The following is a 25,661-nucleotide window of genomic DNA, read 5'->3' as shown; positions in this document are numbered from 1 at the left end:
AACGTAATAAAAATCGGAGATAATAAAATGTTTGAATTAATGGAAGATCACAACGAAGAAGCAATCATCAAAGTTATAGGTGTTGGTGGTGGAGGCGGAAACGCGGTAGAACATATGGTATTACAAACCATTGAAGGTGTTGAATTTATTACCGCAAATACCGATTCACAAGCACTTCGTAATTCGGCTGCGAATGTTACCTTGCAGTTAGGACACGATGTAACTAAAGGTCTTGGCGCTGGCGCTAACCCTGAAATTGGTCGTCGAAGTGCAGAAGAAGACAGAGAAACTATCAAAGAAGCACTTAAAGGTGCAGATATGGTGTTTATCGCCGCAGGTATGGGCGGAGGCACAGGAACAGGTGCTGCACCAGTTGTTGCTGAAATTGCAAAAGAAATGGGCATTTTAACTGTTGCTGTAGTCACTAAGCCATTTCCTTTTGAAGGCAAAAAGCGGATGAATTACGCTGATCAAGGTATTGAATTTTTATCAAAAAATGTCGATTCATTGATCACTATTCCAAATGAAAAACTATTAAAAGTATTAGGGCCAGGTACCAGTTTGCTAGATGCTTTTAAAGCAGCAAATAATGTTTTATTAGGTGCTGTTCAAGGTATTGCGGAACTTATTACTCGTCCAGGACTCATAAATGTCGATTTCGCTGATGTTAGAACCGTAATGTCTGAAATGGGTACGGCAATGATGGGCTCAGGTACAGCATCAGGTCCAGATCGTGCAGAAGAAGCCGCAGAAGCTGCAATTTCAAGTCCTTTACTGGAAGATGTAGATTTAGCAGGCGCTCGTGGCATATTGGTCAACATTACCGCCGGTATGGATATCAGCATTGATGAGTTTGAAACGGTAGGTAACATGGTCAAAGCTTTTTCATCTGAAAATGCCACGGTTGTTGTTGGTGCGGTTATTGATCCTGAAATGACTGAAGAATTACGAGTAACGGTTGTTGCAACAGGTATTGGCGCAGATCGTAAGCCAGATATTACGTTGGTTAACCCAACGCCTATCGCAGAACCACAAGTGGTCGGTGGTGATTATATCCCTAGTCCACAGCCAGAGCTTTCAGCGAACCCAGTTACTATGCCGGAAGCGAATGCTCAAGCGCAAAAAGTGGCAGCAACAGAGCTTGATGATTATTTAGATATCCCTGCATTTTTACGTAAACAAGCAGATTAATATCTGTTAATAAAGTTAAATAATAATGCTTAAAAAGTTGGAATATTGATTTTGTTAGGCTTTTTTGATATATTACGTCTCCGCTTAATTCAGTGGCGGCTAATTAATGCAAAATATAGGCTTAAGAAGGCTATTTATGATTAAACAACGTACGTTAAAAGACAGTGTCTCTGCCATTGGTGTAGGGCTACATAAAGGTGAAAAGGTGCAGATCACTCTCCGTCCTGCGCCTGCTAACACCGGTATTATTTTTCGCCGAGTCGATTTAGACCCCGTTGTCGATATCCCCGCGACTCCGGAAGCTGTTGGTGAAACTACCCTTTGTACGTGTTTAGTGAATGAGCAAGGTGTTCAGATTTCCACCGTCGAACATTTGCTCTCTGCTGTTGCAGGTTTAGGCATTGATAACCTTATTGTTGAGGTTGACTCGCCTGAAATTCCAATCATGGATGGCAGTGCTTTACCCTTTGTATATTTAATTCAATCAGTTGGCATTGAAACGTCAAATGTTGCTAAACGTTTTTTACGTATAACTAAAGCTATTCGTGTTGAAGAAGGCGATAAATGGGCTGAATTGAAACCATTTGAAGGCTTTCGAGTTAATTTTGCTATTGAATTTGAACATCCGGTTATTTCTAATACTTGTCAAGCGATGAGTATGGATCTTTCGAGTTGCTCATTCATCAAAGAAATTAGCCGTGCACGTACCTTTGGTTTTATGAAAGACATTGAGTTTTTACGCTCTCATAATCTAGCCTTAGGTGGCAGCTTAGAAAATGCCATCGTGTTAGATGAATATCGTATGCTTAACAAAGATGATTTACGATATGATGATGAATTTGTAAAACATAAAATTCTTGACGCTATTGGCGACTTGTATATGGGTGGTGTCAGTATTTTAGGTGAATTCAATGCCTTTAAATCTGGCCATGCATTAAATAACATGTTGTTACGTGAAGTATTTAAACAAGTTGATTGCTGGGAGTGGGTGACGTATGAAGATACGATTGAATCGCCTATTCAATTTCAAGAGATTAACGCAGCAGCTTTTTAATACGATTTAGTTGATAATTCCGAAAAATTAAAACCAGTCATGTACTGGTTTTTTTATGGCTATTAATTAGCCTGTACTCTAGAAGGTGTACTTGCAACTTAGAATGAAATAATCGATTTAGCACATTAAACAAAGGCTATAGCAAGCTTAACCTGATTGGTATAAGTTTCATTTTCTGCCATTATCAATGGTTTTAACGTTGGGCATGAGATAAAAGACAGTATTGAACAAATCTTACTTATCCAGAGTTAAAGTAATTTACGTATTGATTGCAAGTATATGAATTAAAAAGTAGGGTAGAACATTAATTTTCAACATTTCAACATTTCAACATTTCAACATTTCAACATTATTATACCAATTCCATTAAGTTTGTGATCTTGTTATAAGAAGGAACAAATAAATCAAGACGATCAATTGAATAATATCTGGCTATTGGGATTGAGCGTGCAGGTTTTTAGTTTCAGACAAAACCTAAGTACTCACATCCATTTGAGCAACGCAGGCTTGGTGTATGTTAACCAGCACAAGAGGCACTAATTTAATGGAATTGGTATTACTGGACTTTATTGGGCGAAGTATTACTTGACTTGAAAACACTTACATAAAGGATTATGACAATGGAACAACGTTCGCTAGGTTTTTCAACTCTGAATTTTAATATATTAATGCGACTGACGATGGTTGGTGTTATTGCTTGTATTGTCTTGGCAATTATTTTATTAAATGGTTTTAAAGCTGATGCTTTGCAAAGTATTGAGCAGCAAAGTAATGAGCAAATTCAGCGCACAGTGTTAATGTTTATGGTTTCAACTGTAAAATTTAATGATGAATTTACCCGTGAAAGTGATGCCGATAAAAAAGCTATTATTCATAGCAACTGGATAAAAACCATTGAAGCAGTCGATACTGCCATTACCCATGATTTTGGCGAAGACATTCCACGGGTTAGGTTATTTACCGATGAAAAAGCCCTTAATTTAACCTCATTTGGTAAGTCCGTCACAGCAACTCAAACTGCCTTTGAAAGAAGCGCGATCGAACAATTTTCGCAAGGAAAGTTAAGCGCAATCACGACACTCAGTGATGACTATTATAAAATATCTATACCACTAATGAGTAATATGCATGATGGCTGCGCAAGTTGTCATAGTATTCCAATATCTGAAGAGAAAGTGTTAGGCGGCCTTGCTGTCGTGACAAATATTAAATCTAAAATGATACAAGCCCATGATTGGGCATTAAAAATGAGTGGATTAGTTTTTGTTATTTTTGCGATTGTTATTGCCATAGTATACTACTTTCTATATCACAATGTTTCTCGTCCCATAGCTAGCTTAACAAAGCACACACAAGCGATGGCAGACAAGTTGAAACAAGGGAAGCTAGTCGCTTGGCAAGACCAAGAGGCTAAGTATGAAATAGGACTGTTGTCGTCAAACATTCAAACCTTACAAAGTGTGCTTTATAACGTGTTAACAGATATTAAAACTCAAGCCAGTGATGTTGATGAACACGCAAAAACGACATTGGTGATCGCCGAAAAAGCCCAAAAGAATATTTTTACTCAGCGCGCAAATATAACTGATATTTCTAATGCCATTGCAGATTTAGAGCAAGTAAGTAGCGACGTTGCTGTTAGTGCTAACAATACTACCTCAACCACGCAAGTGATTACTCAGGGGATAACTGATAGCTATGAGAAGATGCAAGAAACCTTACAAGCTATTCATTTTTTATCAGACAACATCCAAGAAGCCAATGAAGTTGTAGGCCACTTATCAAAGCGCAGCGAAAGCATTGGTAGTATTATCAGTACGATTGATAGCATTGCTGAACAAACTAATTTATTGGCCTTAAATGCCGCTATTGAAGCCGCACGCGCTGGTGAGCAAGGTCGAGGCTTTGCTGTTGTCGCAGATGAAGTGCGAACATTAGCGCAGCGCACACAAACCGCTACTCGGGAAATAAATCAACTCGTAGGTGACTTACAAACTGGCAGCCAACAAGCAAATGTAGTGATGAAAAATAGTAGAGGAAAAGCCAAAGATACGGTTGATAATGCGCTGCAGGCAAGCGAGAGTTTGCAACAAGTAACCAAGCAAATAACCACGATTAATGAACTCAATGAGTATATTACCAAGGCCGCAGATCAACAATCATTAACCATTACTTCTTTAGCTAAAAATATCGAAGATATTTCTTTAATTAGTAGTGAAGTATTATCAGGTGCTGAAGAGACAGTGACACAGACGCAAAAATTGGGTGTTATTTCCAATAAACTCGATAATTTAATTGAAATTGAATAAATGGTCCAATTTTAACCTTTAAAGAATAGGCGCTGGTTGAGGCGCCTTTACTCTGGTTATTTTTTCTCAGCGTGAGCGGCTAATTTCTCTAGTTTTTTTCGTAAACTATCGGGTGCGGTTTCAGCTATTTTTAATAATTGTGCGGCAGTTGCTGCTGAAATTGTCGAATTAATGGCGTTAGGTATAACAGTTTTTTCCGGCACTTTATTGCGAAAAGGGGTGATTTTAATTTCTACCTGATTAAACACATTGTCAGTAACTTGGGTTAATTCTCGGCAAATATTCATTCTTTCGAATTGCAAACGTTGGCTCCAAACGGCAGAGTTTACCTCAATAATAATAGCATTAGCCCTGAAATTTGCTATTTTCCAGACATCTGCTGGTAGGTCGGGGCAAATTTGTCGTACAATGTCTGACAATACTGTTAAAGAGTTGGTTTTTGCGGCTATTTGTGCCAAAGTGCCTGACGTTGAATTAAACAGCGCTGACATGTCTATAGGGATTCTAGATTTTCTTGCCATGAGTCAGCTCTGAACTAAACGATGAATGAATTATGAGTTTAACATTACTATACCGTGGAAAGAACGTTAGATTTTCAATGAAGCTAAATAAGCTACATTGGCTATCTGCACTTGCTGCCTTTGCCTTGATTTCTGGTTTTATTGTTCATTTAATTGCTTCTGCAGATGATGTGCCACAAAATCCGACATACACAATGTCCAGCCTTCCCAACATTGATGATCCTAAAGTAAATAGCCAAGTAACGGCAGTAACCATGAAGTTGGCGGAATTACAAAGCCAAGTACTGAGGTTAAATGCCTTAGGTGATCGCTTAGCAGAAGAAGCTAGCATTCCAGATAATGAGTTCAATTTTGAGCAATCTCCCCCAAGTGGCGGACCCATGATTGATAGTAACGACAATAAGCAAGAAAGCTTAGATGAATTACTACACAATATTACTACTTTAGGGGAAACGCTAGGACATGAAGAAAAACAATTAAAAATGCTTGAATCTGTCAGTTTTGGACACCATATAGAGAATACACGGTATTTATCTGGTCGACCAATTACTAAGGGATGGTTGTCATCGTATTTTGGTATACGTAAAGACCCTTTTAACGGTAAGCCTTCAATGCACAAGGGTGTAGATTTTGCTGGCAGTGAAAATGCTGACATTATTGCTACGGCTTCAGGTGTTGTGAGTTGGGCCGGTGATCGTTATGGTTATGGTAAATTAATTGAGATTAATCATGGTGATGGCTTAAAAACTCGCTACGGCCACAATAAAGTAGTTAAAGTATCTGTAGGCGATGTTGTTAACAAAGGTCAAGTTATTGCGAAGATGGGTAGTACAGGACGCTCAACAGGGCCACACGTACATTATGAAATTTTACGTAATAACCGACAAATAGATCCAAAAAAATTCGTTTATCGAAAAGCAAAACAATAATTTTTGCTCGAATTTCAGTTGTTTAAAATATAACTGAGATTACAATACTAAGTAAGTTTATGTGATCGGCTCTGCCGATCATTTTATTTTCAGTTGAAGATATTCTTCTCAATATGGTTTAACACGATGTTTGTAAATTTAATGACGAAACTGTTTGGTAGTCGAAATGATCGATTACTTAAACAAATGCAGAAAGAAGTAACTAAAATTAATGCGCTAGAACCCGTTTTCGAAGCACTCAGTGATGAAGAACTAAAAGCAAAAACACCTGAGTTTAAAGAACGCGTTGAGCAAGGAGAAGAGCTTGATACTATTCTTCCTGAAGCCTTTGCGGTAGTACGTGAAGCGAGTAAACGTGTATTTAGCATGCGTCATTTTGACGTGCAAATGATCGGTGGCATGGTACTTAACTCTGGAAAAATAGCAGAAATGCGCACCGGTGAGGGTAAAACACTTACCGCTACCTTACCAGCCTACTTAAATGCCCTAACCGGTAAAGGTGTGCATGTTATCACGGTGAATGATTACCTTGCTAAACGTGATGGTGATTGGTGTCGTCCATTATTTGAATTTCTAGGCATGACCGTAGGTTGTAATGTTGCGGGGATGGCTCCAGATGACAAGCAAGCTGCTTATAATTCTGATATTACTTACGGTACAAACAACGAGTTTGGTTTTGATTACCTGCGTGATAACATGGCTTTTTCTCCAGAAGAACGGGCTCAAAAACCGTTAAACTTTGCTGTGATAGATGAAGTAGACTCGATACTGATCGATGAAGCGCGTACACCACTCATTATTTCTGGACAAGCAGAAGACAGCTCTGAACTCTATCGTAATATCAACCTCGTTGTACCAACATTAGTGCAACAGGAAGAAGAAGATAAAGAAGGCGAAGAAAGCACAGGCGACTTCACCATTGACGAAAAAGCCAAACAAATTTATCTAACCGAGCTGGGTCAAGTTCATATCGAAGAAATTATGATCGAAAAGGGCTTAATGCAGCAGGGAGATTCACTATACTCAGCAGCAAATATAACCTTATTACATCATGTTATGGCTGCGTTGCGTGCACATAAGCTATTCCAAAAAGACGTTGACTACATTGTAAAAGACGGCGAAATAGTAATCGTTGACGAACATACAGGTCGTACGATGGAAGGGCGTCGTTGGTCAGAAGGTTTACATCAAGCTGTTGAAGCAAAAGAAGGTGTAGATATTCAAAATGAAAACCAGACACTTGCGTCAATTACCTTCCAAAACTTTTTCCGCATCTATAATAAACTGTCAGGAATGACAGGTACTGCCGATACAGAAGCATTCGAGTTTAATCATATTTATGGTTTAGAAACCGTAGTAATTCCAACAAACCAGCCAATGGTGCGTAAAGATTTACCTGATTTAATCTACTTAACGGCTGAAGAAAAATTTGAAGCGATTTTAGAAGATATTAAAGATTGTGTTGAGCGAGGACAGCCAGTATTGGTGGGTACAATCAGCATTGAAACCTCTGAATTTTTATCTTCATTTTTAAAGAAAGAAAAAATCAAACATAAAGTACTTAATGCTAAGTTTCACCAGCAAGAAGCCGAAATTGTTGCTGATGCCGGTAAAATAGCTGCGGTAACCATTGCCACTAATATGGCGGGTCGTGGTACCGATATTGTACTAGGTGGTAACTTAGGCACAACACTTGAAAAGCTTGATAACCCAAGCGAAGAAAAAATTGCAGAAGTTAAAGCCGCTTGGCAAGAAGAGCACGACAAAGTCTTAGCTGCTGGTGGTTTGCATATTGTTGCAACAGAGCGTCATGAATCTCGTCGAATAGATAACCAATTACGTGGCCGCTCGGGTCGCCAAGGTGATGCTGGTTCAACCCGTTTTTATCTATCAATGGAAGATGGTCTGATGCGAATTTTTGCTTCAGAACGTATTACCAATATGATGCGTAAACTCGGCATGGAACGTGGCGAAGCCATAGAACATCCTTGGGTAACTAAGAGTATTGAAAACGCACAACGTAAAGTTGAAGGTCGTAACTTTGATATTCGTAAGCAATTACTTGAATTTGACGATGTTTCAAACGATCAACGTAAAGTCATTTACGAACAACGTAATGAATTAATGGATGAGGCAGATATTGCTGACGTTATTAAAGCAATCCGTGCTGACGTAGTAAACGGTTTGATCGCCCAACATATTCCACCACAATCATTAGAAGAAATGTGGGATGTTACTGGCTTAGAAGAGCGCTTTAAAGGCGAACTTACGCTTGAACTTCCTATTTCGAAGTGGCTGGAAGAAGATAGCAATTTACATGAAGAAACTTTACGTGAAAAAATTCTAGATGAAGTAGATGCAAGTTATGCTGCCAAAGAAGAAATGGTGGGTGCTGAGGTTTTACGTCAATTTGAAAAAGCAGTTATGTTACAAAGCTTAGACTCGCATTGGAAAGAACACTTAGCGGCAATGGATCATTTGCGTCAAGGTATCCATTTACGTGGTTACGCGCAAAAAAATCCTAAACAAGAATTTAAACGTGAGTCTTTCGAATTGTTTGCTGAATTGCTCGATAACTTAAAATATGACGTTATTGGTATTTTAAGTAAAGTTCAAATTAGAGCAGAGTCTGATGTTGAAGCGGTTGAAGAGCAACATAGAAAAGCTGATGAAGCGCCAAAAGAGTTTAAGCATGAGTCAGCTTCTGAACCAGAACAAGCGGCAATGCCACGTGTTGGGCGAAATGAGCCCTGTCCATGTGGCTCAGGTAAAAAATACAAGCAGTGTCACGGTAAATTAACCTAAACATTTCGCGAGTAAATTGTTTGTTATGCCAGTCAATTGACTGGCATTTTTATATTCAGACATGCTGTATTTCCAAGCATGATCAGTTTTTTGTAGATAGGGCTTAGGCCGGAGCCGCTCAGCGTCTATGTAGGCGATTAACGCAATGGACTAGCAGTTATTTGCAGCGGGAATACACTTTTAGATAGGTAGTTAGGTTAATTATGAAAAAAATAGTGCATGTCGCTGTTGGGGTGATCAAACACAAAGATAAGTTTTTTCTGACTAAGCGATTAGCGGATAGCCATCAAGGCGGAAAATGGGAGTTTCCAGGTGGCAAAGTTGAAGAAAATGAAACTGTCCATCAAGCGCTTCATAGAGAGTTAAAAGAAGAAGTTGCCATAGATACGCTAACTTGCACATCGCTAATGCAAATCAGCCATGATTACGGCGATAAAAAGGTACTACTAGACGTATTTGTTGTTGATAACTTTACTGGTGAAGCAAAAGCTTTAGAAGGACAGCAATCTGGTTGGTTTACTTTAACTGAATTTGAAGCGTTAAACTTTCCGGCAGCTAATAAAGCGATTATTGAAAAGCTGCAACAAAACTATCAGTCATCATAATCAGTAATTTTTAATAGAAGTCACTACCAGTAAATGTTGTAAACTATTCGCTGCAACAATACCTAAAGTATTACCTTTAGGTGATTTTAGACGTAGTTATTACTCAGGGTCAACAAAGAATTTATTATGCTGTAAAAACTCAGCTTCTAAAGCATCGAGCATTTCTTCATTTAAGTCGACTGCACCTTGTACGGGTTGACTAATTTTATGATTTTCGTCGGCCCAATCACCAATATCTATTAACTGACAACGTTTACTACAAAATGGACGGTATTGACTCTCTTCTTGCCAAATCACTTCTTTTTTACAAGTGGGACAAGCTACTTTTAGTGCCATAAAAATTATTACTAGCGGAAAATTGTAGAGACATTATAAGAAATATTTAGCTAAGCAGCTAGATATTGTTTAACTTTCGATAGAGCAGGCTAAGCTAGTTAATCTAATACTGAAAACTATTAGCATCGTGCTAACTGGAATTTTGTCGCTTGTTTGGAATATTTTCGTCCAGCTTCATTACATGGCATCATAAAACGGATAGAGTAGCGAAAACGATTGCCGCTAATGGTTGGGTAAAAAGGTAAATTATCAGCCACTTTAATGCGGATTAATATTAAACCTTCACCATTATCTTGGTAAAATCCGCTCTCGGTGGTTATTTCTTCGAATGCAGCTCGTTGACGAAGAAACATCAAGTTAAGCGATAAAGCGGCATTAATTTGTTCAAGTAGCGATAACCAGTGGCGGCATTGTGCTTCAACTTCAGTGCTAGGTTGGTTTAACCAAAACTGTAATTGTGGAAGATCAAAAAGTGAACTACCACCTTGAATAACAAAGCGTTGCTTTAAGCCAGTTAAAAATTTATCAGATTTTAACTGTAACCACTGGGCGTTATGCACTTTTAATTTACTGGAAAGTTCGACTGTCTTTTGTAAGTTGTTTTCAAGGGCTGCGTTATCAATATCTGGGTTTTGCGACCATATCACTAAATTTTGCTCTAACTTTTCTAAATCTTTAATCAAATCCCCACGAATATCATTACGTTCTAAAGTATCTAAAATGGCAAATAAAGCATTAAAAAACACACTGTGACTGGTGATAATATTATAGTGTAAACAGTCTGTCGCTTGAGCAAATAGTTGCTCGAGTTTTAAATAGTTACGTATACGCTCATTAAGCGGATGTTCATACAATATTGCAGTCATATTTTAGAAACTTTGTCGAAGGAAATAGCGAGCCATACCTTTATAGTAACCATAGCAGGGCAAAATGGCGAATTGTTTTGTAAAAACACGTGTTTATAAGGGCTTATTTATAAAGGGCTATTTATCAAAACTGAGCGCGAGTGAATGGTATTTTTGATCCAAACTTATCACCTGTTGGCGAATATTATCTAGGCTAGCATCTTGGTTGTGGATAATGTCATCAGCAAAGCTCAGCCGCTGTTCGCTCGACATTTGGCTAGCAATGATGCGCTTGATCTCTGCTGCTGAACTTGGATCGCGCGCTACCGTGCGAGCAACTTGGCTTGCTTCGTCTACATTAATCACTAATACGCGGTTAACTAATTTCTGCAAATTATTTTCCAGCAGTAACGGGGCGACTAATATGCAATAGCTGCTTGTTGCCTGTGCTATCTGGGCGAGAATTTCTTGTCGAATTAAAGGGTGTAATAAACTATTTAACCAAGCTTTATCATCAGCTTCACTAAAAATACGGCTGCGTAGTTTAGCTCTATTGAGCTGGCCATTACTCTCAATAAAGTCAGCCCCAAAATAAGTTTTAATGGCAGTCAGTGCTTTACTGCCAGGCTCTACAACAATACGGGATGCAATATCAGCATCAATAATATCAATACTTAACTCGGCAAACATATCGCTTACCGTAGTTTTACCGCTGCCTATTCCGCCGGTTAAACCGATTATATATCTAGACATCACTAAATTCAGTCATAACTGGTTCGTAAATAACTAATCCAAACATAACAAAATAGCCTAAGTTAGCGTGCTTAGGTACCAAGACCAAATGCCATTACCCCAAAGCAAAGTAATCCAACCCGCTAGCGCTAAATATGGACCAAACGGAATAGCTTGTTCTCGCTGATGATTCTTAAATACCATCAAGCTAATACCAATTACCGCGCCAACGGCTGAAGCCATTAAAATCAACAAAGGCAGTAATTGCCAGCCTAACCATGCGCCAAATAGAGCTACTAGCTTAAAGTCACCATGTCCCATACCGTCTTTGCCAGTAATTAACTTAAATAGCCAAAAAACGCTAAATAAGCTCATGTAACCGGCAACTGCGCCTATAACAGCGTCGTGTAACGGAACAATTGCCCCATTAATGTTGACCAATAAACCCAACCATAATAATGGCAGAGTTATTTGGTCAGGCAATAACATGTGATCAACATCAATTAAGGTTAAACAAATTAAGCCCCAAGTTAACACTAACAGCATCAGCGTGGTTAAGGTAACACCGTAATTTGCAGCGATAACAACACTTAATATAGCCGTTGAGAGTTCTACTAATGGATATCTAAGCGATATTTTATTCTGACATTGGCTGCATTTTCCACGTAAAAATAACCAACTGAACACGGGAATGTTTTCGTAGAAACGAATTTTATGTTGGCATTTAGGGCAGCTAGAACTTGGCGTTGAAAGCGTAATAGAACTATCGTCAGATTTTATCGGCTTAGCTAACTCATCAGCTAAAAATTCTCGACATTCACTTTTCCAACCTTGTTCTAGCATTTTTGGTAAGCGGTAAATAACCACATTTAAAAAGCTACCAATGAGCAAAGAAAAAACAAAGACAATACCGTAGAAAAAAGCCGTAGAATTTGTCATAAGGGTAATAAAGTCAGTCAAAAGAATAGCCTCGAAATATATGAAACATTAAATAAGTTAAATGCTAATAGGATAAGTTTAAACGATAAAAAAACGATGACACGCATCGTTTTAATTTATTGTTTAAAGCTAGCGTCTATTGTTAGGTTTTTTACACCACCATACCAATTTGAAATATTGGTAGGTACATAGCAATAATTAAACCGCCAATAACCACACCAAGCACTGCCATAATCATAGGCTCTAGCAGGGTTGTTAAGTTATCAACAGCATTATCTACCTCTTGTTCATAAACTGTGGCTACTTTTGCTAGCATATCGTCGACGGCACCCGACTCTTCACCAATGGCGACCATTTGAATAACCATATCAGGAAAAATAGCACAATTACGCATAGCTAAATTCATTTGCATACCCGAAGTTACTTCAGCGCGGATCTCTAAAATAGCATCACGAAAAACTGCATTACCAGAAGCGCCTGCAGCAGACTCTAAAGCGTCGGGTAAAGGTACACCAGCAGCAAACGTTGTTGAAAGTGTTCTGGCATAACGGGCAACCGCTGCTTTTTTTAGTACATCACCAACAACAGGCAGTTTTAATATTTTTTTATCGACACTATCACGAAAGCTCTGGCTGTTTAAATGCGCTTTTTTATAAAGGTAACCAGTAAGGAAGATAGCTCCAAGGCCAAAAAACCAATAAGCTTGCATAAATTCTGATATGGCAATAACCAATTGGGTGAATGCAGGCAATTCTGCACCAAAACTAGCAAATATTTCTTGGAAAACTGGTACAACAAAAATTAATAAAATGGCGGTTACAACAAAGGCAATAACTAATACAGAGATAGGATAAGTCATCGCTTTTTTAATTTTAGCTTTTAACGCTTCAGCTTTTTCTTTATAGGTAGCGATGCGTTCGTATATAGTTTCCAGTGAACCTGACTGTTCGCCTGAATTAACTAGGTCACAATATAAATCATCAAAATACAGTGGGTGTTCACGTAAACATTCAGAAAGCGGGATACCCGATTGTAATTTGTTACTGATAGTCCCTAATAGTTTTTGTACATTGCCATTGTTATGGCCAGAACCGATCATTTCAATAGTTTGTACTAAAGGTACGCCAGCGGCTAGCATGGTAGCAATTTGTCGGGTAATAACGGCGATATCAACCGGTAAAATTTTCTTTTCACCGCTCATACCAAATAAAGGCTTAGCTTTTTTATTGATTTTACCTGGGGTTATACCTTGCTTGCGCAGTTGGGCTTTAAGCTCCAAAATGCTGGTGGCATTGAGTTCGCCACTAATTTTCTTACCTTTTCGGTTTAGCCCTTGCCATTTATAGACATCAAGCGCTTTAACTTTACTTTTTCTATCTTTTGTTTTTATCGTAGAAGAAACTGCCATTCACTTAACCTAATTTTGTAGTGTCTAGAAAGAAGTTAGTCTTAACTTTAGGAATAAAATACATTATTTTTTATTACAGTTAGCTTATATCTATTGTTTACACTTGGCAATTTTTATCAAACTAAGCCTAATCATGCTAAAGAAGGAGTGATCAAGCGCATAGATAAAAGGGTTAAGCGTTAGTAACTCGATTAATTTCTTCTAAACTAGTTACCCCTAATGCCGCTTTTTCTAATCCAGACTGTCGTAAATTGTTGTAACCTTCACGCTGGCATTGAGCCGCAATATCTAAAGAGTTCGAACCTGTCATAATTAAATTGGCGGTAATATCGCTAATTTTTATTACTTCATAAACACCGACACGACCTTTATAGCCGCCAGTGCAAAGATCGCAACCAACGGGTTTAAATAATTTTATTTCGGATAGTTGCTCAGGTAAAAAACCTTGAGCTAACAACTCACTCTCAGGAATATGTTCTTCCTCTTTACATTGCATGCACAAACGTCTAGCTAGTCGTTGTGCGATAATAATGGAGACTGAACTGGCAACGTTGTAAGAAGGTACACCCATATTAAGTAAACGGGTTAAGGTTTCTGCAGCAGAGTTAGTATGTAATGTAGATAACACTAAATGACCGGTTTGTGCGGCTTTAATAGCAATTTCTGCTGTTTCTAAATCTCGTATCTCACCGACCATAACTATATCGGGATCTTGACGTAAGAATGAGCGCAATGCACTGGGGAAGGTTAAACCAGAACGAACATTTATTTGTACTTGGTTAATACCATCTAAGTTAATTTCAACCGGATCTTCCGCGGTTGAAATATTACGTTCTTCGGTATTTAAAATATTTAAACCGGTATAAAGTGATACGGTTTTACCTGAGCCGGTTGGCCCGGTCACTAATATCATACCTTGTGGTTGTGCTAGCGCGTCCATGTAAATTTTCTTTTGTGCTGGCGCATAGCCCAGCATGTCAATACCTAACATGGCACTTGACGAGTCAAGAATACGCATTACAATTTTTTCACCCCACATCGTTGGCAGGGTACTAACACGAAAATCAATCGACTTCTTTTTAGATAATGCTAGTTTTATACGGCCATCTTGTGGTACTCGGCGCTCAGCAATATCTAACTTCGACATGACTTTTAAGCGTGCGGCCATTCGAGATGCAAGGGATACAGGAGGTTTGGCAACTTCGTTTAAAATGCCGTCAATACGAAAGCGAATACGGTAAGACTTTTCATAGGGTTCGAAATGTAAATCAGACGCACCTTTACGAATGGCGTCGAGTAATATTTTATTAATATAAACAACGATGGGTGCATCATCTTTATCGCCATTACCACCGATATTGTCTTCTTCTTGGCGTTCATCTTGAACATCTATGCCAGATAATTCTTCCGCGTCCATATCTGAGATATCAAGAGCATCGCTGTCTTGTTCTAATATTTTCTCAATACAGTTGCTTAACGCTGTTTCACTGGCAATAACCAACTCAGTAGAAAAACCCGTGTTAAATTGAATTTCTTCCAGGGCATCAAGATTAGTAGGGTCTGACATGGCAACAAATAAAATTTTACCACGCAAATATAACGGCAGGGCATTGTGTTTACGAATTAATTTTTCGTTACGAACACCTTCAGGCACCAAGCTGCTATCAAAATTATCTAAGTCGATTAACGGGCAGCCAAAACTTCGACACAGCGTGCTGGCTATGTCATCGGCATTAATGCTTTTATCTTCAACTAAGTATCGTATAAAAGGTTTATTTTGTTGAATAAAATCTGCACTAATTTTTTCCGCTAGATCACCAGGCACAATATTATGCTTAGATAAGGCGGAAAGTAGGCTTGATTGTTGATGAAGTCCTTTCATAGATCTCTTAATAAAACTATTAATAACTGCAAGTTACAGTGTAACTATTTTAGTTAGGAAAAACAAAAAACAATTCTTATTAATTTTTAGGTATAAAAAAAGCTCCTAAAGGAGCTTTTTATTAAGATTCTAAGTGTTACTTACAGAAGCCTGAAGTTGCACAGCCACCGGTTTGAGCCCATGTTACTTGACCAGCGGCCATAGTTGGAGTCAATAAATAAGTATCGGCAACCTTAATACCGTTAACAGCATTAGGTGTTACAGTAATAATACCTGCACCCGTTACTGTTAATGTGTTTACACTCGCCGCACCAGTTGCGCCTAACGCTAAAGCTGCAATTTCTTTATTGTCGGTAGTATTACAGGTAGCTAATGCAGAACTAATTTGTGCACAAACTTCAACGGCTGATTTAACACCTGTTGCTGATTGAGATACTTCAGTATAAGCCGCTTTTGCTGTGTATGTTTGGTAAGCAGGTAATGCTACCGCGGCTAAAATACCGATAATCGCAACAACAATCATCAATTCAATTAGGGTGAAACCTTGAGCTTTTTTCATTGTATTTAGTTTTTTCATCGTTATAAATTCCATTCATTATTACGGGGGCTGAATTGATATTGCGATAAAATTTACCAAATGTAAAACATTGTTACGCTTTTTTTTAAGTTTTTTTTAAGTTTTTTACAATTTATCTCTCTTTTTACGCTTTAATTGCTAAATTTCATCTGCTTTTAAAATTAAGCATGGATATTGTTTTGATTAGTATCAAGTTTTAAGCCTTAAGCTGTCTGTAGAACGAAAACAGCGCACTATGTGGGAATTGTTTTTAACTGAAGTTAGGGCTATTTTTAAGCTCTCAGCCATCAGCTATCAGTAAATGAAAAAACAAGTCGCTTTAGAGATTGTTGTTTTCACTGAAAGCTTTGAACTGACAGCTTAAAGCTGATTATTTATGGCAGGGTTTTGATTTAAACAAAGCGCATCGACAGATCAACCGCTTGGATATGTTTGGTTAATGCACCAACAGAGATAAAGTCGACGCCGGACTTGGCATAATCTTTTAACGTGCTTAACGTCATATTGCCAGAAACTTCTAATTTAGTGCTACCGGCTGATATTTCGGTGGTTAGCTTAACGGCTTGTTCGATCATTTCGGTGCTAAAGTTATCTAGCATAATGATGTCGGCACCTGCGTTTAGTGCTTGAGTTAACTCAGCGATACTTTCAACTTCTACTTCAACGGTTTTGTCCGCATGATTAACACGCGCTGTGCTAATGGCTTTGCTAATACCACCACAAGCGGCAATATGATTTTCTTTAATTAAAAACGCATCGAATAAGCCAATTCTATGATTAACACCACCGCCACAAGTTACCGCGTATTTTTGCGCGCTACGCAGTCCAGGTAAGGTTTTACGAGTATCAAGTAATTTAGTAGTAGTACCTTCAAGGTGTTTTACGTATGAGCTAGTTACTGTTGCAGTACCTGAAAGACTTTGTAAAAAGTTTAAAGCGGTGCGCTCGCCGGTTAATAAAATGCGGGCATTGCCTTCCAATTCAAAGAGTGTGGTGTTGGCTTTTACGTGTTGACCATCGTTTACATACCAAGTGATTTTGGTTTCAGTATGGTAAATACTATCAAGCTGTTTAAATACTTCATTTACCCAAGCTACACCACAAACAACACATTCGTCACGACTGATAATGTTGGCTACTGCTTGGTTTTGTGCCGGAATAAGTTCGGCTGTAATATCACTACTAGCGGCGAGTTCGTTATAGGTATTTACGCCTAAGTCTTCACATAATGCCCAAGTTACGGTTTTGGTGATGTCGTTTAATAATGATGCTGGTAACATTTAAAGCTGCTCTCGTAAAATTAGTTGTTTTCCGGTTTGGCTAAATTCTACTCTTTTTAGGGCGCTCATGCCCAACAGAATTTCATCAGCAGCCATACTCGGGTTAATATTGGCCGCGACATTATATAGGTAGATATTGCCAATGCGTAGTTCATTTATCTCGGTTTGGTAAACGGTAATAGTGCCATTAGCGGTTTGCACTCGCATCTGCTCTTGAGCTTGCAGGGATAAGGTCTCTGCTATATGTGCTGGAATTGAAACGTGTGTTGCACCGGTATCAAGTAAAAAAGTGACTTGTGTGCCATTAATTGCGCCATTGGTCACATAATGCCCCTGCCGGTTTTGCTGCAACATAACTTCTGCTTTACCATTAGCCTGCAATGAAAGCTTGGGTTCTTGATTTGGGTTGTATTGCTCGTCCAACAAGTCTTGAAATACAAACACTAATAAAGCTATGCCGATAATCCAAGCTATCCAGACAAAACCTTTGCCAAAGCTTGCTGTAGTGTCATTTTTTGTCATACATGTCCAACGGTTAGATTAATATAAAATCTTGTTCTAATGATAACTTTACTATGTAATAGTGCATTGATAAACAAACTGTGAATTATTGTATGTCATTTCTGCAAGATGACCGAAAAAATATCCCTGAACTAGCGATTAAAAATGGCTGGCTAACTGATGTCGAAATTCAAAAATCTAGCCATTGTGAGCCTAGAGTTGAAAATGAAACGGTTAATTTATTGGTTGTGCATAATATTTCATTGCCACCAGGGAAATTTGGCGCTAATCATATAACTGACTTTTTTCTTGGTAATTTAGATCCAAACATTGACCCTTACTTTGAAGGTATATATAGCATACGTGTATCAGCGCATTGCCTTATTCAGCGTGATGGCAATATTGTGCAATATGTTTCTTTTAATGATAAAGCATGGCATGCGGGCGTTTCGACTTACAAAGGACGAGAAAAGTGTAATGACTTTTCAATCGGTATTGAGCTGGAAGGCACAGATGATATTTCCTATACTAAAGCACAATACCAGCAACTTAGCCGCTTGAGTCAATCTTTGATTCGCGTTTATCCTGAATTGGAAAGTAATATAGTTGGGCATTGTGATATAGCACCGGGGCGTAAAACGGATCCTGGCGAAGCGTTTGATTGGCAATACTATCGGGCTTTATTGGTCGGGGAAAACTGACAAATAAGCTGAGAAAAAGCTATCAGCTTTCAGTAAAACAAACGGCAGTAGTGAGTTGGCGATAACTGACAGCTTAAAACTTAAAATTTACTTAATATATGGATAATTAAAAATGAGCTTAATTAGTTTGTTAATTGCACTGGTTGCTGAACGCTATTTGTCTTCTAGCGCTTGGCAATTTGATACTTTATACCAACGATATATGGCAGTGATTAAGAAAACTAAATTGCTTGCTAATTATCGAAATTTTGCGGTTTTAAGTTATGGGGTAATTTTTATTCCTGTGCTTGGTTGTTATTTTTTATTAGGGCAAATTGACAACGCTTTGCTTTATTTAATAGCATCAACATTAATACTGATTGTTTGTTTCGGTTGTATGAAAACGCGCGACACGTACAAAAGTTATTTGGTTGCAGCTTTTAAAGGTGAATTGACCAGTTGTGAGTTGCACCACTTGCAACTGCAACAAGATAAAAACATTGCTAACATGGGATTTGGTCAAGCAATGGTTTGGCTGAACTATCGTTACTTTATTGCCGTTATGCTATTTTTCGTGTTATTTGGTCCGGCTGGTGCATTGTTTTATCGCCTATTAACCACGGTTAATGAATGTTCAAATGATCAAGAAACTACCACGGATGAACAGAACGACAATGCCGAACTCGATACTAAAAATAGACAGGATACTTGCCAATCCAATCAGCAATTATTATTTTGGGTAGATTGGTTACCCGTTAGGCTTGTTGCTTTTGGTTATATGTTTGTTGGCCACTTTTCGAAAGCCATGCCGGTTTGGATCGAAAATTTATTTGAGTTTGAAAAGCCGCCCAGCAAAGTATTAATAGACGTTGCTCAAATGTCTGAAGACTTTATGGTCGATGCTGATGATTGCACTGCTGAACCTTGTTTATTAGTTAAACTAGCAAAGCGGACATTGTTACTATTTTTAGCAGTAATCGCGGTATTAACCCTGACAGGCATACTTTCCTAAGTGATTTATTTAATAGCAGCACCTCTTAGTTAACAGTGCTGCTATTGAGTAAATCCTTACCTGAGTAAAGTTATTAGCCTTAATTTAATTAGATAAAGCACTACGTATAACTAAGGTGCTTAATACGCTCTTTTTGACTCTACCTGTGTTAAGTGCTCGTATATGCCTAAAATTTAACAGCTACGAATGTAATACGACTATTATTTCCTGCAGATTGCGTGCCCTTCTAAATGCAAAAACTTACTGTAAAAGTAATTCTGAATTAACCACACCTTAATACTATTGAGCAAATTATTGTATGGCTAATACAGTACATTGCTAATACTGAACTCTGTCCCATTGTAATCGCTGTATTCCATGTTCAATATTACTTTGCTTTTAATGCAGTAGTATTAAGTCTCCAAGGTCTATTCCACGAAGTGAAATCGAAAAAGTTTATTATGCTAAGAAAGTAACCGCTATATTATTTTGCACCTATTAGCTTTAGTACCTGATTGAGTTGCTGTTTCATGCTACTCCTCTACTGTTAAAGGAATAGCTTTATAGAATTACTAGTTGTCGATAAATTGCTCACTGTATTTACAACGCCATATTCATTTGTTACATTACAACTGAAAAAATCAATTGGTAAGACCAATTTACCATGTGAATTTTTAATTGAGTTAATGAATTTAGATGCAATATATCTGAATAATAAAGGGTTTTAAATGTCAATTCCGAGTATTAAAAAGCCGGTAAAGCAAGCTAAGTTGTCAGATGTTATTTTGGCTCAGCTTGAGACTATGATCCTAGAAGGTAGTTTAAAGCCTGGGCAAAAATTGCCAGCAGAACGAGAACTAGCCATACAGTTTGATGTTTCTCGACCGTCATTGCGTGAAGCAATGCAAAAGCTAGAAGCAAAAAATTTAATTACTCGCCGCCAAGGTGGCGGTACTTTTGTCAGCGATAAAATTTTAGGTGGGCTGTCAGACCCTTTGTTTGCTCTAATGGCGAACAATAAAGAGTCACAGTTTGATTTGTTAGAATTTCGCCATGGCATTGAAGGTATGTCAGCTTATTATGCTGCAATGCGTGGTACACAAGCTGATTTTGATGAAATTCAACGTAAACATGACAGCATAGGTACAGCGCAGTTAGAAGACAGTTACCGCCTTGAAGCTGAATCCGTTTTCGATTTTTACCTCGCTATATGCGCCGCTAGCCACAATGCGGTTATTTTACATTTAGCCCATAGCATGGCGCCGTTGTTGATTGACAATATTGAGAAAAATTTAACTATTTTGGCTAAGCGACCTGATGTGTTCAGCCAAATATCTGATTATCGTACGCGTTTAATGAGTGCGATTGTTAGTGGTAAGCCCCAAATCGCCTGGGGTGCTAGCCATAGGCATTTAGCCTTTATTGAAGAAGTGCTATTAAAAATGTCGCAGGAAAACAGTCGTATGGAACGTTCTATACGCAGAATGAAACGACCGCAGGTCGATAGCAATTAACCAAATTAATTATCGATTAGAGACAAGTTACTCAATCGAATTGGTTTGAAAAAATTAAAACGAGTTAAGGATATCTGCTTAAAAACAGCTATCTTTAAACCACTAAATTTACTTAACAAACAATAATTGGAGACTAAGTAATTATGTCTGAGCTCCCAAATCTAGATATTGATTCAATGGAAACCCAAGAATGGTTAGAATCAATGGAGTCTGTGTTAGAAAATGAAGGCCCAGAACGTGCCCATTTTCTACTTGAAAAGTTAATCGATAGAGCCCGTCGTAGCGGTACTCATTTACCGTTTGACGCCAAAACAGCTTATGTAAATACCATTCCACCTGGCTTAGAACCGCATATGCCGGCTGACCAAACAATAGAGGCCCGTATTCGTGCGGCTATTCGTTGGAATGCTTTAGTGTTGGTATTACGCGCCTCTAAAAAAGATTTAGATCTTGGCGGACATATTGGCAGCTTTGCGTCTTCTGCAATGTTATATGATGTCGGTTTTAACCATTTCTTTAGAGCCGCTTCTGATAAAGATGGTGGTGACTTTATTTTTGCTCAAGGTCATATTTCTCCAGGTATTTATTCTCGTGCCTTTATGGAAGGACGTTTAACTGAAGATCAAATGAATAACTTCCGTCAAGAATGTGATGGTAAAGGTTTATCTTCATATCCACATCCGCATTTAATGCCCGACTTTTGGCAATTTCCAACTGTTTCGATGGGTTTAGGTCCACTACAAGCTATTTATACTGCTCGTTTCTTGAAATATTTAACCGATCGCGGTATTAAAGACTGTTCAGGCCAACGAGTTTATTGTTTCTTAGGTGACGGCGAAACTGATGAACCTGAATCATTAGGTGCTATCGGCTTAGCGACGCGTGAAGGTTTAGATAATTTAACATTTGTTATTAACTGTAACTTACAGCGTTTAGATGGCCCTGTTCGCGGTAACGGTAAAATTATTCAAGAACTTGAAGGCACATTCCGTGGCGCAGGCTGGGAAGTGGTTAAAGTTATTTGGGGCTCATACTGGGATGCGCTAATTGCACGCGATACTTCTGGTAAATTATTGCAACTAATGAGCGAAACAGTTGATGGTGAATACCAGAACTGTAAAGCTAAAGGTGGTAAATACACCCGCGAAAATTTCTTCAATAAATATCCTGAAACTGCGGCACTAGTAGCTAATATGTCAGATGAAGATATCTACCGCTTAAACCGTGGTGGCCATGATCCAGTTAAAGTTTACGCTGCTTACAAACGTGCGATAGAAACCAAAGGTCGTCCAACAGTTATCTTAGCTAAAACAGTTAAAGGTTTCGGTTTAGGTGCATCAGGTGAAGCATTGAATATTGCGCATAACGTGAAGAAAATGGACGTTGATTCGCTTAAGCATTACCGTGACCGTTTTAATATTCCGGTAAGCGATAATGAGATTGCTGACTTACCTTTCTTCAAATTTCCTGAAGATAGTGAAGAATTTAAGTATATGAAAGCGCGCCGCGAAGCATTAGGTGGTTCATTACCTGCACGTCGTGTGCAAGCAGAAGAATCGCTTGATATTCCAGCATTAAAAATATTTGAGCCTATTTTAAAAGGTTCAGGTGAGCGTGAAGTATCATCAACAATGACTTTTGTTCGCGTACTTAACAGCTTATTAAAAGACAAGAAAATCGGTAAGCGTATTGTGCCAATTATTCCTGACGAAGCGCGTACTTTTGGTATGGAAGGTTTATTCCGCCAAGTCGGTATTTATGCTAGCGAAGGTCAAAAATATATTCCACAAGATGCTGACCAAGTTGCTTATTACCGTGAAGATAAGAAAGGCCAAGTGTTACAAGAAGGTATTAACGAACTAGGTGCTATGGCGTCTTGGGTTGCTTCTGGTACGTCTTACTCAACCTGTAATGCAACAACAATTCCATTTTACATTTACTATTCAATGTTTGGTTTCCAACGTGTTGGTGATTTAGCATGGGCTGCTGGCGATAGCCAAGCACGTGGTTTCTTGTTAGGTGCTACGGCCGGTAGAACAACACTTAATGGTGAAGGTTTACAACATCAAGATGGTCATTCACATGTGCAAGCGGGTTTAATCCCTAACTGTGTCACTTATGATCCAACTTACGGTTATGAAATTGCGGTTATCGTGCGCGAAGGTTTACGTCGCATGTATGAAGAAAATGAAAATGTTTTCTTCTACTTAACGCTAATGAATGAAAACTATCAACACCCTGCTATGCCAGAAAATAAAACGGTTGAAGATGAAATCATTAAAGGTATTTACCAACTTGAACGCGTTACAGCTAAAAAATCTAAAGCGAACGTGCAATTAATGGGCTCAGGTACAATTTTGCAGAAAGTACGTCAAGCAGCACAAATTTTGTCAGCTGATTACGGTGTATCGAGTGATGTATATTCTGTCACTTCATTTAATGAATTGGCACGTGAAGGACAAGAAGTTGCGCGCTGGAACATGCTACACCCAGAAAGCAAACAAAAAACAGCCTATCTTTCTAAGATAATTACTGCAGATAAAGGCCCAGCCATTGCAGCAACTGATTATGTTAAAAACTATTCTGACCAAGTGCGTGCTTATATCAATACCGAGTATCGTGTATTAGGTACTGACGGTTTTGGCCGTAGTGATAGCCGTGACAACTTACGTCAACATTTTGAAGTTGATCAAAACTACATTGTTGTTGCTGCACTTTATGAATTGGCAAACCGTGGTGAGATTAAAAGCAAAGTGGTAAGTGAAGCAATTAAACGCTTTAACATTGATGTTGACAAACTTAACCCGCTTTACGCGTAATTAAGACTAGATAAGGAATTAAGAAATGTCTGATATTGAAAAAATTCTAGTCCCTGATGTCGGTGGCGATGAAGTTGAAGTTATCGAAATATGCTTTGCAGTTGGTGATAGTTTAGAAGCTGACGAAGGTATTATTACGGTTGAAACCGATAAAGCATCAATGGATATTCCAGCCCCGTTTGCTGGTGAACTTGTTGCCCTATCAGTTAAAGTTGGCGACAAGATCAAAGAAGGTGATGTTATTGCCGAAATGAAAGGCGCTGCAGAAAGCAATGCTGAAGCTGAAACAGAATCTACAGAAGTGCCTGCTGAAGCAGAGTCAGAGCCAGAAGAAAAGGCTGAAGCATCTACTGCTGAACCTGCAGCAGAAGAAGCGCCGGTTGTGGCTGGCAGTAGTGAAATTATCGAAATAGCCGTACCTGATATTGGTGAAGATGGCGAAGTTGACGTAATCGATGTGCTAGTTGCTGTTGGTGATGTTATTGAAGCTGAAGATGGTCTAATTACCTTAGAAACTGATAAAGCCACCATGGATGTGCCATCGTCACATGCCGGGACGGTCAAAGAAGTTTTAATCAGTACTGGTGATAAAGTTAAGCAGGGTTCTATTGTTATAAAGCTTGAAACATCTTCGGGTGCGCCGGCTGAGACTGAAGCGCCTGTTGCTGCTCCAACTGAAGCACCCGAAGCTGAAGCTACACCAGCGCCAGCTGCTAAAAAACCAGCGCCTGTACCTCATCATCCGCAAATGGGATTAACCAATGCTGGTGCTATTTATACTTCACCTTCGATTCGTCGAATAGCGCGTGAATTTGGTGTTGATTTAACATTAGTTAAAGGCTCTGGACGTAAAGGTCGTATTTTAAAAGAAGATGTACAGTCATATGTTAAATATGAATTGTCCCGTCCGAAAGCTAATGCCGGTAGTTCAGTAGCATCTGGAGAAGGTGGTTTACAAGTTGTTAAGGCTAAACAAATTGATTTTGCTAAGTTTGGTGAAGTTGAAACGAAAGCGCTAACACGCATTCAGAAAATCTCTGGACCATTCTTACATCGCAACTGGGTAACGATTCCACATGTTACACAATTTGATGAAGCTGATATCACTAATGTTGAAGCATTCCGCAAAGAGCAAAATGTTATTTGTGAAAAACAAAAGCTCGGTTTTAAAATCACGCCATTGGTGTTTATTTTAAAAGCGGCGGCAGACGCGCTTAGAACCTTCCCGGTATTCAACTCAAGCTTGAGTGAAGACGGTGAAAGTTTAATTCTTAAAAAGTATATTCACATTGGTGTTGCGGTTGATACACCTAATGGCTTAGTTGTACCGGTAGTGCGTGATGTTGATCAAAAAGGCATTCACCAGTTATCACGTGAATTACTTGAAATTAGTATGAAAGCACGTGACGGCAAGTTAAAAGCGACAGATATGCAAGGTGGCTGTTTTACTATTTCAAGCCTGGGTGGTATTGGCGGTACGGCCTTTACGCCAATCGTTAATGCACCAGAAGTGGCAATTTTAGGTGTTTCTAAATCAGAAATGAAACCTAAATGGAATGGTAATGATTTTGAACCTAAACTCATGTTACCGTTATCTATGTCTTACGACCATCGTGTAATTGACGGCGCATTAGCAGCACGCTTTACTGTACATCTGGCAGGAGTAATGAGCGATATTAGAAAGCTCATTTTATAATTTGCCTTGATAAGTCAGTAATATGACATAAAGTTGGTAGAGTGAAA

General features: G+C 38.6%; 21 protein-coding genes. 11 read left to right on the top strand and 10 right to left on the bottom strand.

What is annotated here, in order from left to right:
- Positions 1-27 precede the first annotated feature (27 nt).
- From ftsZ to H4J38_RS02700, 3 genes are all read left to right on the top strand, one after another.
- Positions 28-1,191 (top strand): cell division protein FtsZ, encoded by a 1,164-nt coding sequence (gene ftsZ, locus H4J38_RS02710; RefSeq protein WP_182130100.1) that lies wholly within the window; start codon positions 28-30, stop codon positions 1,189-1,191.
- A 136-nt stretch (positions 1,192-1,327) separates the two neighbouring features.
- Entirely contained in the window at positions 1,328-2,245 is a 918-nt protein-coding gene (gene lpxC, locus H4J38_RS02705) for a UDP-3-O-acyl-N-acetylglucosamine deacetylase (protein WP_182129202.1), read from the top strand.
- Positions 2,246-2,865: 620 nt separating this feature from the next.
- Positions 2,866-4,554: a methyl-accepting chemotaxis protein gene (locus H4J38_RS02700; protein ID WP_182129200.1), complete on the top strand. Its 1,689-nt coding sequence runs from the start codon at positions 2,866-2,868 to the stop codon at positions 4,552-4,554.
- A gap of 56 nt (positions 4,555-4,610) precedes the next feature.
- Here the strand turns inward: H4J38_RS02700 and H4J38_RS02695 are convergent, their stop codons facing one another.
- Complete coding sequence (locus H4J38_RS02695) at positions 4,611-5,075, bottom strand: DUF721 domain-containing protein (RefSeq protein ID WP_182129198.1); 465 nt, start codon at positions 5,073-5,075, stop codon at positions 4,611-4,613.
- Between the two features lie 77 nt (positions 5,076-5,152).
- Here H4J38_RS02695 and H4J38_RS02690 point away from each other — a divergent pair, with 77 nt between their 5' ends.
- The 3 genes from H4J38_RS02690 to mutT all read left to right on the top strand — a co-directional run bounded on the left by H4J38_RS02690 (position 5,153) and on the right by mutT (position 9,414).
- A complete protein-coding gene (locus tag H4J38_RS02690) occupies positions 5,153-6,004 on the top strand; it encodes a M23 family metallopeptidase (RefSeq protein ID WP_259365364.1) in 852 nt (283 codons plus the stop codon).
- Positions 6,005-6,130: 126 nt separating this feature from the next.
- Positions 6,131-8,809 (top strand): preprotein translocase subunit SecA, encoded by a 2,679-nt coding sequence (gene secA / locus H4J38_RS02685; protein WP_182129194.1) that lies wholly within the window; start codon positions 6,131-6,133, stop codon positions 8,807-8,809.
- A gap of 203 nt (positions 8,810-9,012) precedes the next feature.
- Positions 9,013-9,414 (top strand): 8-oxo-dGTP diphosphatase MutT, encoded by a 402-nt coding sequence (mutT, locus tag H4J38_RS02680; RefSeq protein ID WP_182129192.1) that lies wholly within the window; start codon positions 9,013-9,015, stop codon positions 9,412-9,414.
- 99 nt (positions 9,415-9,513) lie between these two features.
- On the opposite strand, the gene yacG is transcribed toward mutT, so the two are convergent.
- The 9 genes from yacG to H4J38_RS02635 all read right to left on the bottom strand — a co-directional run bounded on the left by yacG (position 9,514) and on the right by H4J38_RS02635 (position 17,935).
- The gene (yacG, locus tag H4J38_RS02675) at positions 9,514-9,750 is read right to left on the bottom strand and encodes a DNA gyrase inhibitor YacG (RefSeq protein WP_182129190.1); all 237 of its coding nucleotides are present in this window, start codon (positions 9,748-9,750) and stop codon (positions 9,514-9,516) included.
- Between the two features lie 119 nt (positions 9,751-9,869).
- A complete protein-coding gene (zapD, locus tag H4J38_RS02670) occupies positions 9,870-10,616 on the bottom strand; it encodes a cell division protein ZapD (RefSeq protein WP_182129188.1) in 747 nt (248 codons plus the stop codon).
- Positions 10,617-10,733: 117 nt separating this feature from the next.
- Positions 10,734-11,348 (bottom strand): dephospho-CoA kinase, encoded by a 615-nt coding sequence (gene coaE / locus H4J38_RS02665; RefSeq protein WP_182129186.1) that lies wholly within the window; start codon positions 11,346-11,348, stop codon positions 10,734-10,736.
- Positions 11,349-11,405: 57 nt separating this feature from the next.
- The gene (locus H4J38_RS02660; RefSeq protein WP_404842581.1) at positions 11,406-12,287 is read right to left on the bottom strand and encodes a prepilin peptidase; all 882 of its coding nucleotides are present in this window, start codon (positions 12,285-12,287) and stop codon (positions 11,406-11,408) included.
- 130 nt (positions 12,288-12,417) lie between these two features.
- Positions 12,418-13,674 (bottom strand): type II secretion system F family protein, encoded by a 1,257-nt coding sequence (locus tag H4J38_RS02655; protein ID WP_182129184.1) that lies wholly within the window; start codon positions 13,672-13,674, stop codon positions 12,418-12,420.
- Positions 13,675-13,846: 172 nt separating this feature from the next.
- Positions 13,847-15,556 carry a type IV-A pilus assembly ATPase PilB gene (gene pilB / locus H4J38_RS02650; RefSeq protein ID WP_182129182.1) on the bottom strand — a complete coding sequence of 570 codons (1,710 nt, stop codon included), beginning with the start codon at positions 15,554-15,556 and terminating at the stop codon, positions 13,847-13,849.
- 136 nt (positions 15,557-15,692) lie between these two features.
- Positions 15,693-16,133 (bottom strand): prepilin-type N-terminal cleavage/methylation domain-containing protein, encoded by a 441-nt coding sequence (locus H4J38_RS02645; protein ID WP_310733432.1) that lies wholly within the window; start codon positions 16,131-16,133, stop codon positions 15,693-15,695.
- A 392-nt stretch (positions 16,134-16,525) separates the two neighbouring features.
- A complete protein-coding gene (nadC, locus tag H4J38_RS02640) occupies positions 16,526-17,413 on the bottom strand; it encodes a carboxylating nicotinate-nucleotide diphosphorylase (RefSeq protein ID WP_182129180.1) in 888 nt (295 codons plus the stop codon).
- Positions 17,414-17,935, bottom strand: a complete 522-nt coding sequence (locus H4J38_RS02635; RefSeq protein ID WP_182129178.1) for a TIGR02281 family clan AA aspartic protease — start codon at positions 17,933-17,935, stop codon at positions 17,414-17,416.
- Between the two features lie 92 nt (positions 17,936-18,027).
- Here H4J38_RS02635 and ampD point away from each other — a divergent pair, with 92 nt between their 5' ends.
- The 5 genes from ampD (at position 18,028) to aceF (ending at position 25,614) form a co-directional block, all read left to right on the top strand.
- A complete protein-coding gene (gene ampD / locus H4J38_RS02630; protein WP_182129176.1) occupies positions 18,028-18,615 on the top strand; it encodes a 1,6-anhydro-N-acetylmuramyl-L-alanine amidase AmpD in 588 nt (195 codons plus the stop codon).
- Positions 18,616-18,727: 112 nt separating this feature from the next.
- Positions 18,728-19,606, top strand: coding sequence for a beta-lactamase regulator AmpE (ampE, locus tag H4J38_RS02625; RefSeq protein ID WP_182129175.1), 879 nt, complete (start codon positions 18,728-18,730; stop codon positions 19,604-19,606).
- A 722-nt stretch (positions 19,607-20,328) separates the two neighbouring features.
- Complete coding sequence (gene pdhR / locus H4J38_RS02620; protein WP_182130094.1) at positions 20,329-21,099, top strand: pyruvate dehydrogenase complex transcriptional repressor PdhR; 771 nt, start codon at positions 20,329-20,331, stop codon at positions 21,097-21,099.
- 143 nt (positions 21,100-21,242) lie between these two features.
- Positions 21,243-23,918 (top strand): pyruvate dehydrogenase (acetyl-transferring), homodimeric type, encoded by a 2,676-nt coding sequence (gene aceE, locus H4J38_RS02615; protein ID WP_182129173.1) that lies wholly within the window; start codon positions 21,243-21,245, stop codon positions 23,916-23,918.
- Positions 23,919-23,943: 25 nt separating this feature from the next.
- A complete protein-coding gene (aceF, locus tag H4J38_RS02610) occupies positions 23,944-25,614 on the top strand; it encodes a dihydrolipoyllysine-residue acetyltransferase (protein WP_182129171.1) in 1,671 nt (556 codons plus the stop codon).
- Positions 25,615-25,661 lie beyond the last annotated feature (47 nt).

Origin of the sequence: Colwellia sp. BRX10-3 (genome assembly GCF_014077505.1) — a bacterium.
Classification (GTDB): Bacteria; Pseudomonadota; Gammaproteobacteria; order Enterobacterales; family Alteromonadaceae; genus Cognaticolwellia.
This window is presented reverse-complemented; position numbering and strand designations above follow the sequence as displayed.

Coding starts and splice junctions, on each gene's coding strand:
- ftsZ (WP_182130100.1), top strand. CDS start 28: ATGTTTGAATTAATGGAAGATCACAACGAAGAAGCAATCATCAAAGTT.
- lpxC (WP_182129202.1), top strand. CDS start 1,328: ATGATTAAACAACGTACGTTAAAAGACAGTGTCTCTGCCATTGGTGTA.
- H4J38_RS02700 (WP_182129200.1), top strand. CDS start 2,866: ATGGAACAACGTTCGCTAGGTTTTTCAACTCTGAATTTTAATATATTA.
- H4J38_RS02695 (WP_182129198.1), bottom strand. CDS start 5,075: ATGGCAAGAAAATCTAGAATCCCTATAGACATGTCAGCGCTGTTTAAT.
- H4J38_RS02690 (WP_259365364.1), top strand. CDS start 5,153: ATGAAGCTAAATAAGCTACATTGGCTATCTGCACTTGCTGCCTTTGCC.
- secA (WP_182129194.1), top strand. CDS start 6,131: ATGTTTGTAAATTTAATGACGAAACTGTTTGGTAGTCGAAATGATCGA.
- mutT (WP_182129192.1), top strand. CDS start 9,013: ATGAAAAAAATAGTGCATGTCGCTGTTGGGGTGATCAAACACAAAGAT.
- yacG (WP_182129190.1), bottom strand. CDS start 9,750: ATGGCACTAAAAGTAGCTTGTCCCACTTGTAAAAAAGAAGTGATTTGG.
- zapD (WP_182129188.1), bottom strand. CDS start 10,616: ATGACTGCAATATTGTATGAACATCCGCTTAATGAGCGTATACGTAAC.
- coaE (WP_182129186.1), bottom strand. CDS start 11,348: ATGTCTAGATATATAATCGGTTTAACCGGCGGAATAGGCAGCGGTAAA.
- H4J38_RS02655 (WP_182129184.1), bottom strand. CDS start 13,674: ATGGCAGTTTCTTCTACGATAAAAACAAAAGATAGAAAAAGTAAAGTT.
- pilB (WP_182129182.1), bottom strand. CDS start 15,556: ATGAAAGGACTTCATCAACAATCAAGCCTACTTTCCGCCTTATCTAAG.
- H4J38_RS02645 (WP_310733432.1), bottom strand. CDS start 16,133: ATGAAAAAACTAAATACAATGAAAAAAGCTCAAGGTTTCACCCTAATT.
- nadC (WP_182129180.1), bottom strand. CDS start 17,413: ATGTTACCAGCATCATTATTAAACGACATCACCAAAACCGTAACTTGG.
- H4J38_RS02635 (WP_182129178.1), bottom strand. CDS start 17,935: ATGACAAAAAATGACACTACAGCAAGCTTTGGCAAAGGTTTTGTCTGG.
- ampD (WP_182129176.1), top strand. CDS start 18,028: ATGTCATTTCTGCAAGATGACCGAAAAAATATCCCTGAACTAGCGATT.
- ampE (WP_182129175.1), top strand. CDS start 18,728: ATGAGCTTAATTAGTTTGTTAATTGCACTGGTTGCTGAACGCTATTTG.
- aceE (WP_182129173.1), top strand. CDS start 21,243: ATGTCTGAGCTCCCAAATCTAGATATTGATTCAATGGAAACCCAAGAA.
- aceF (WP_182129171.1), top strand. CDS start 23,944: ATGTCTGATATTGAAAAAATTCTAGTCCCTGATGTCGGTGGCGATGAA.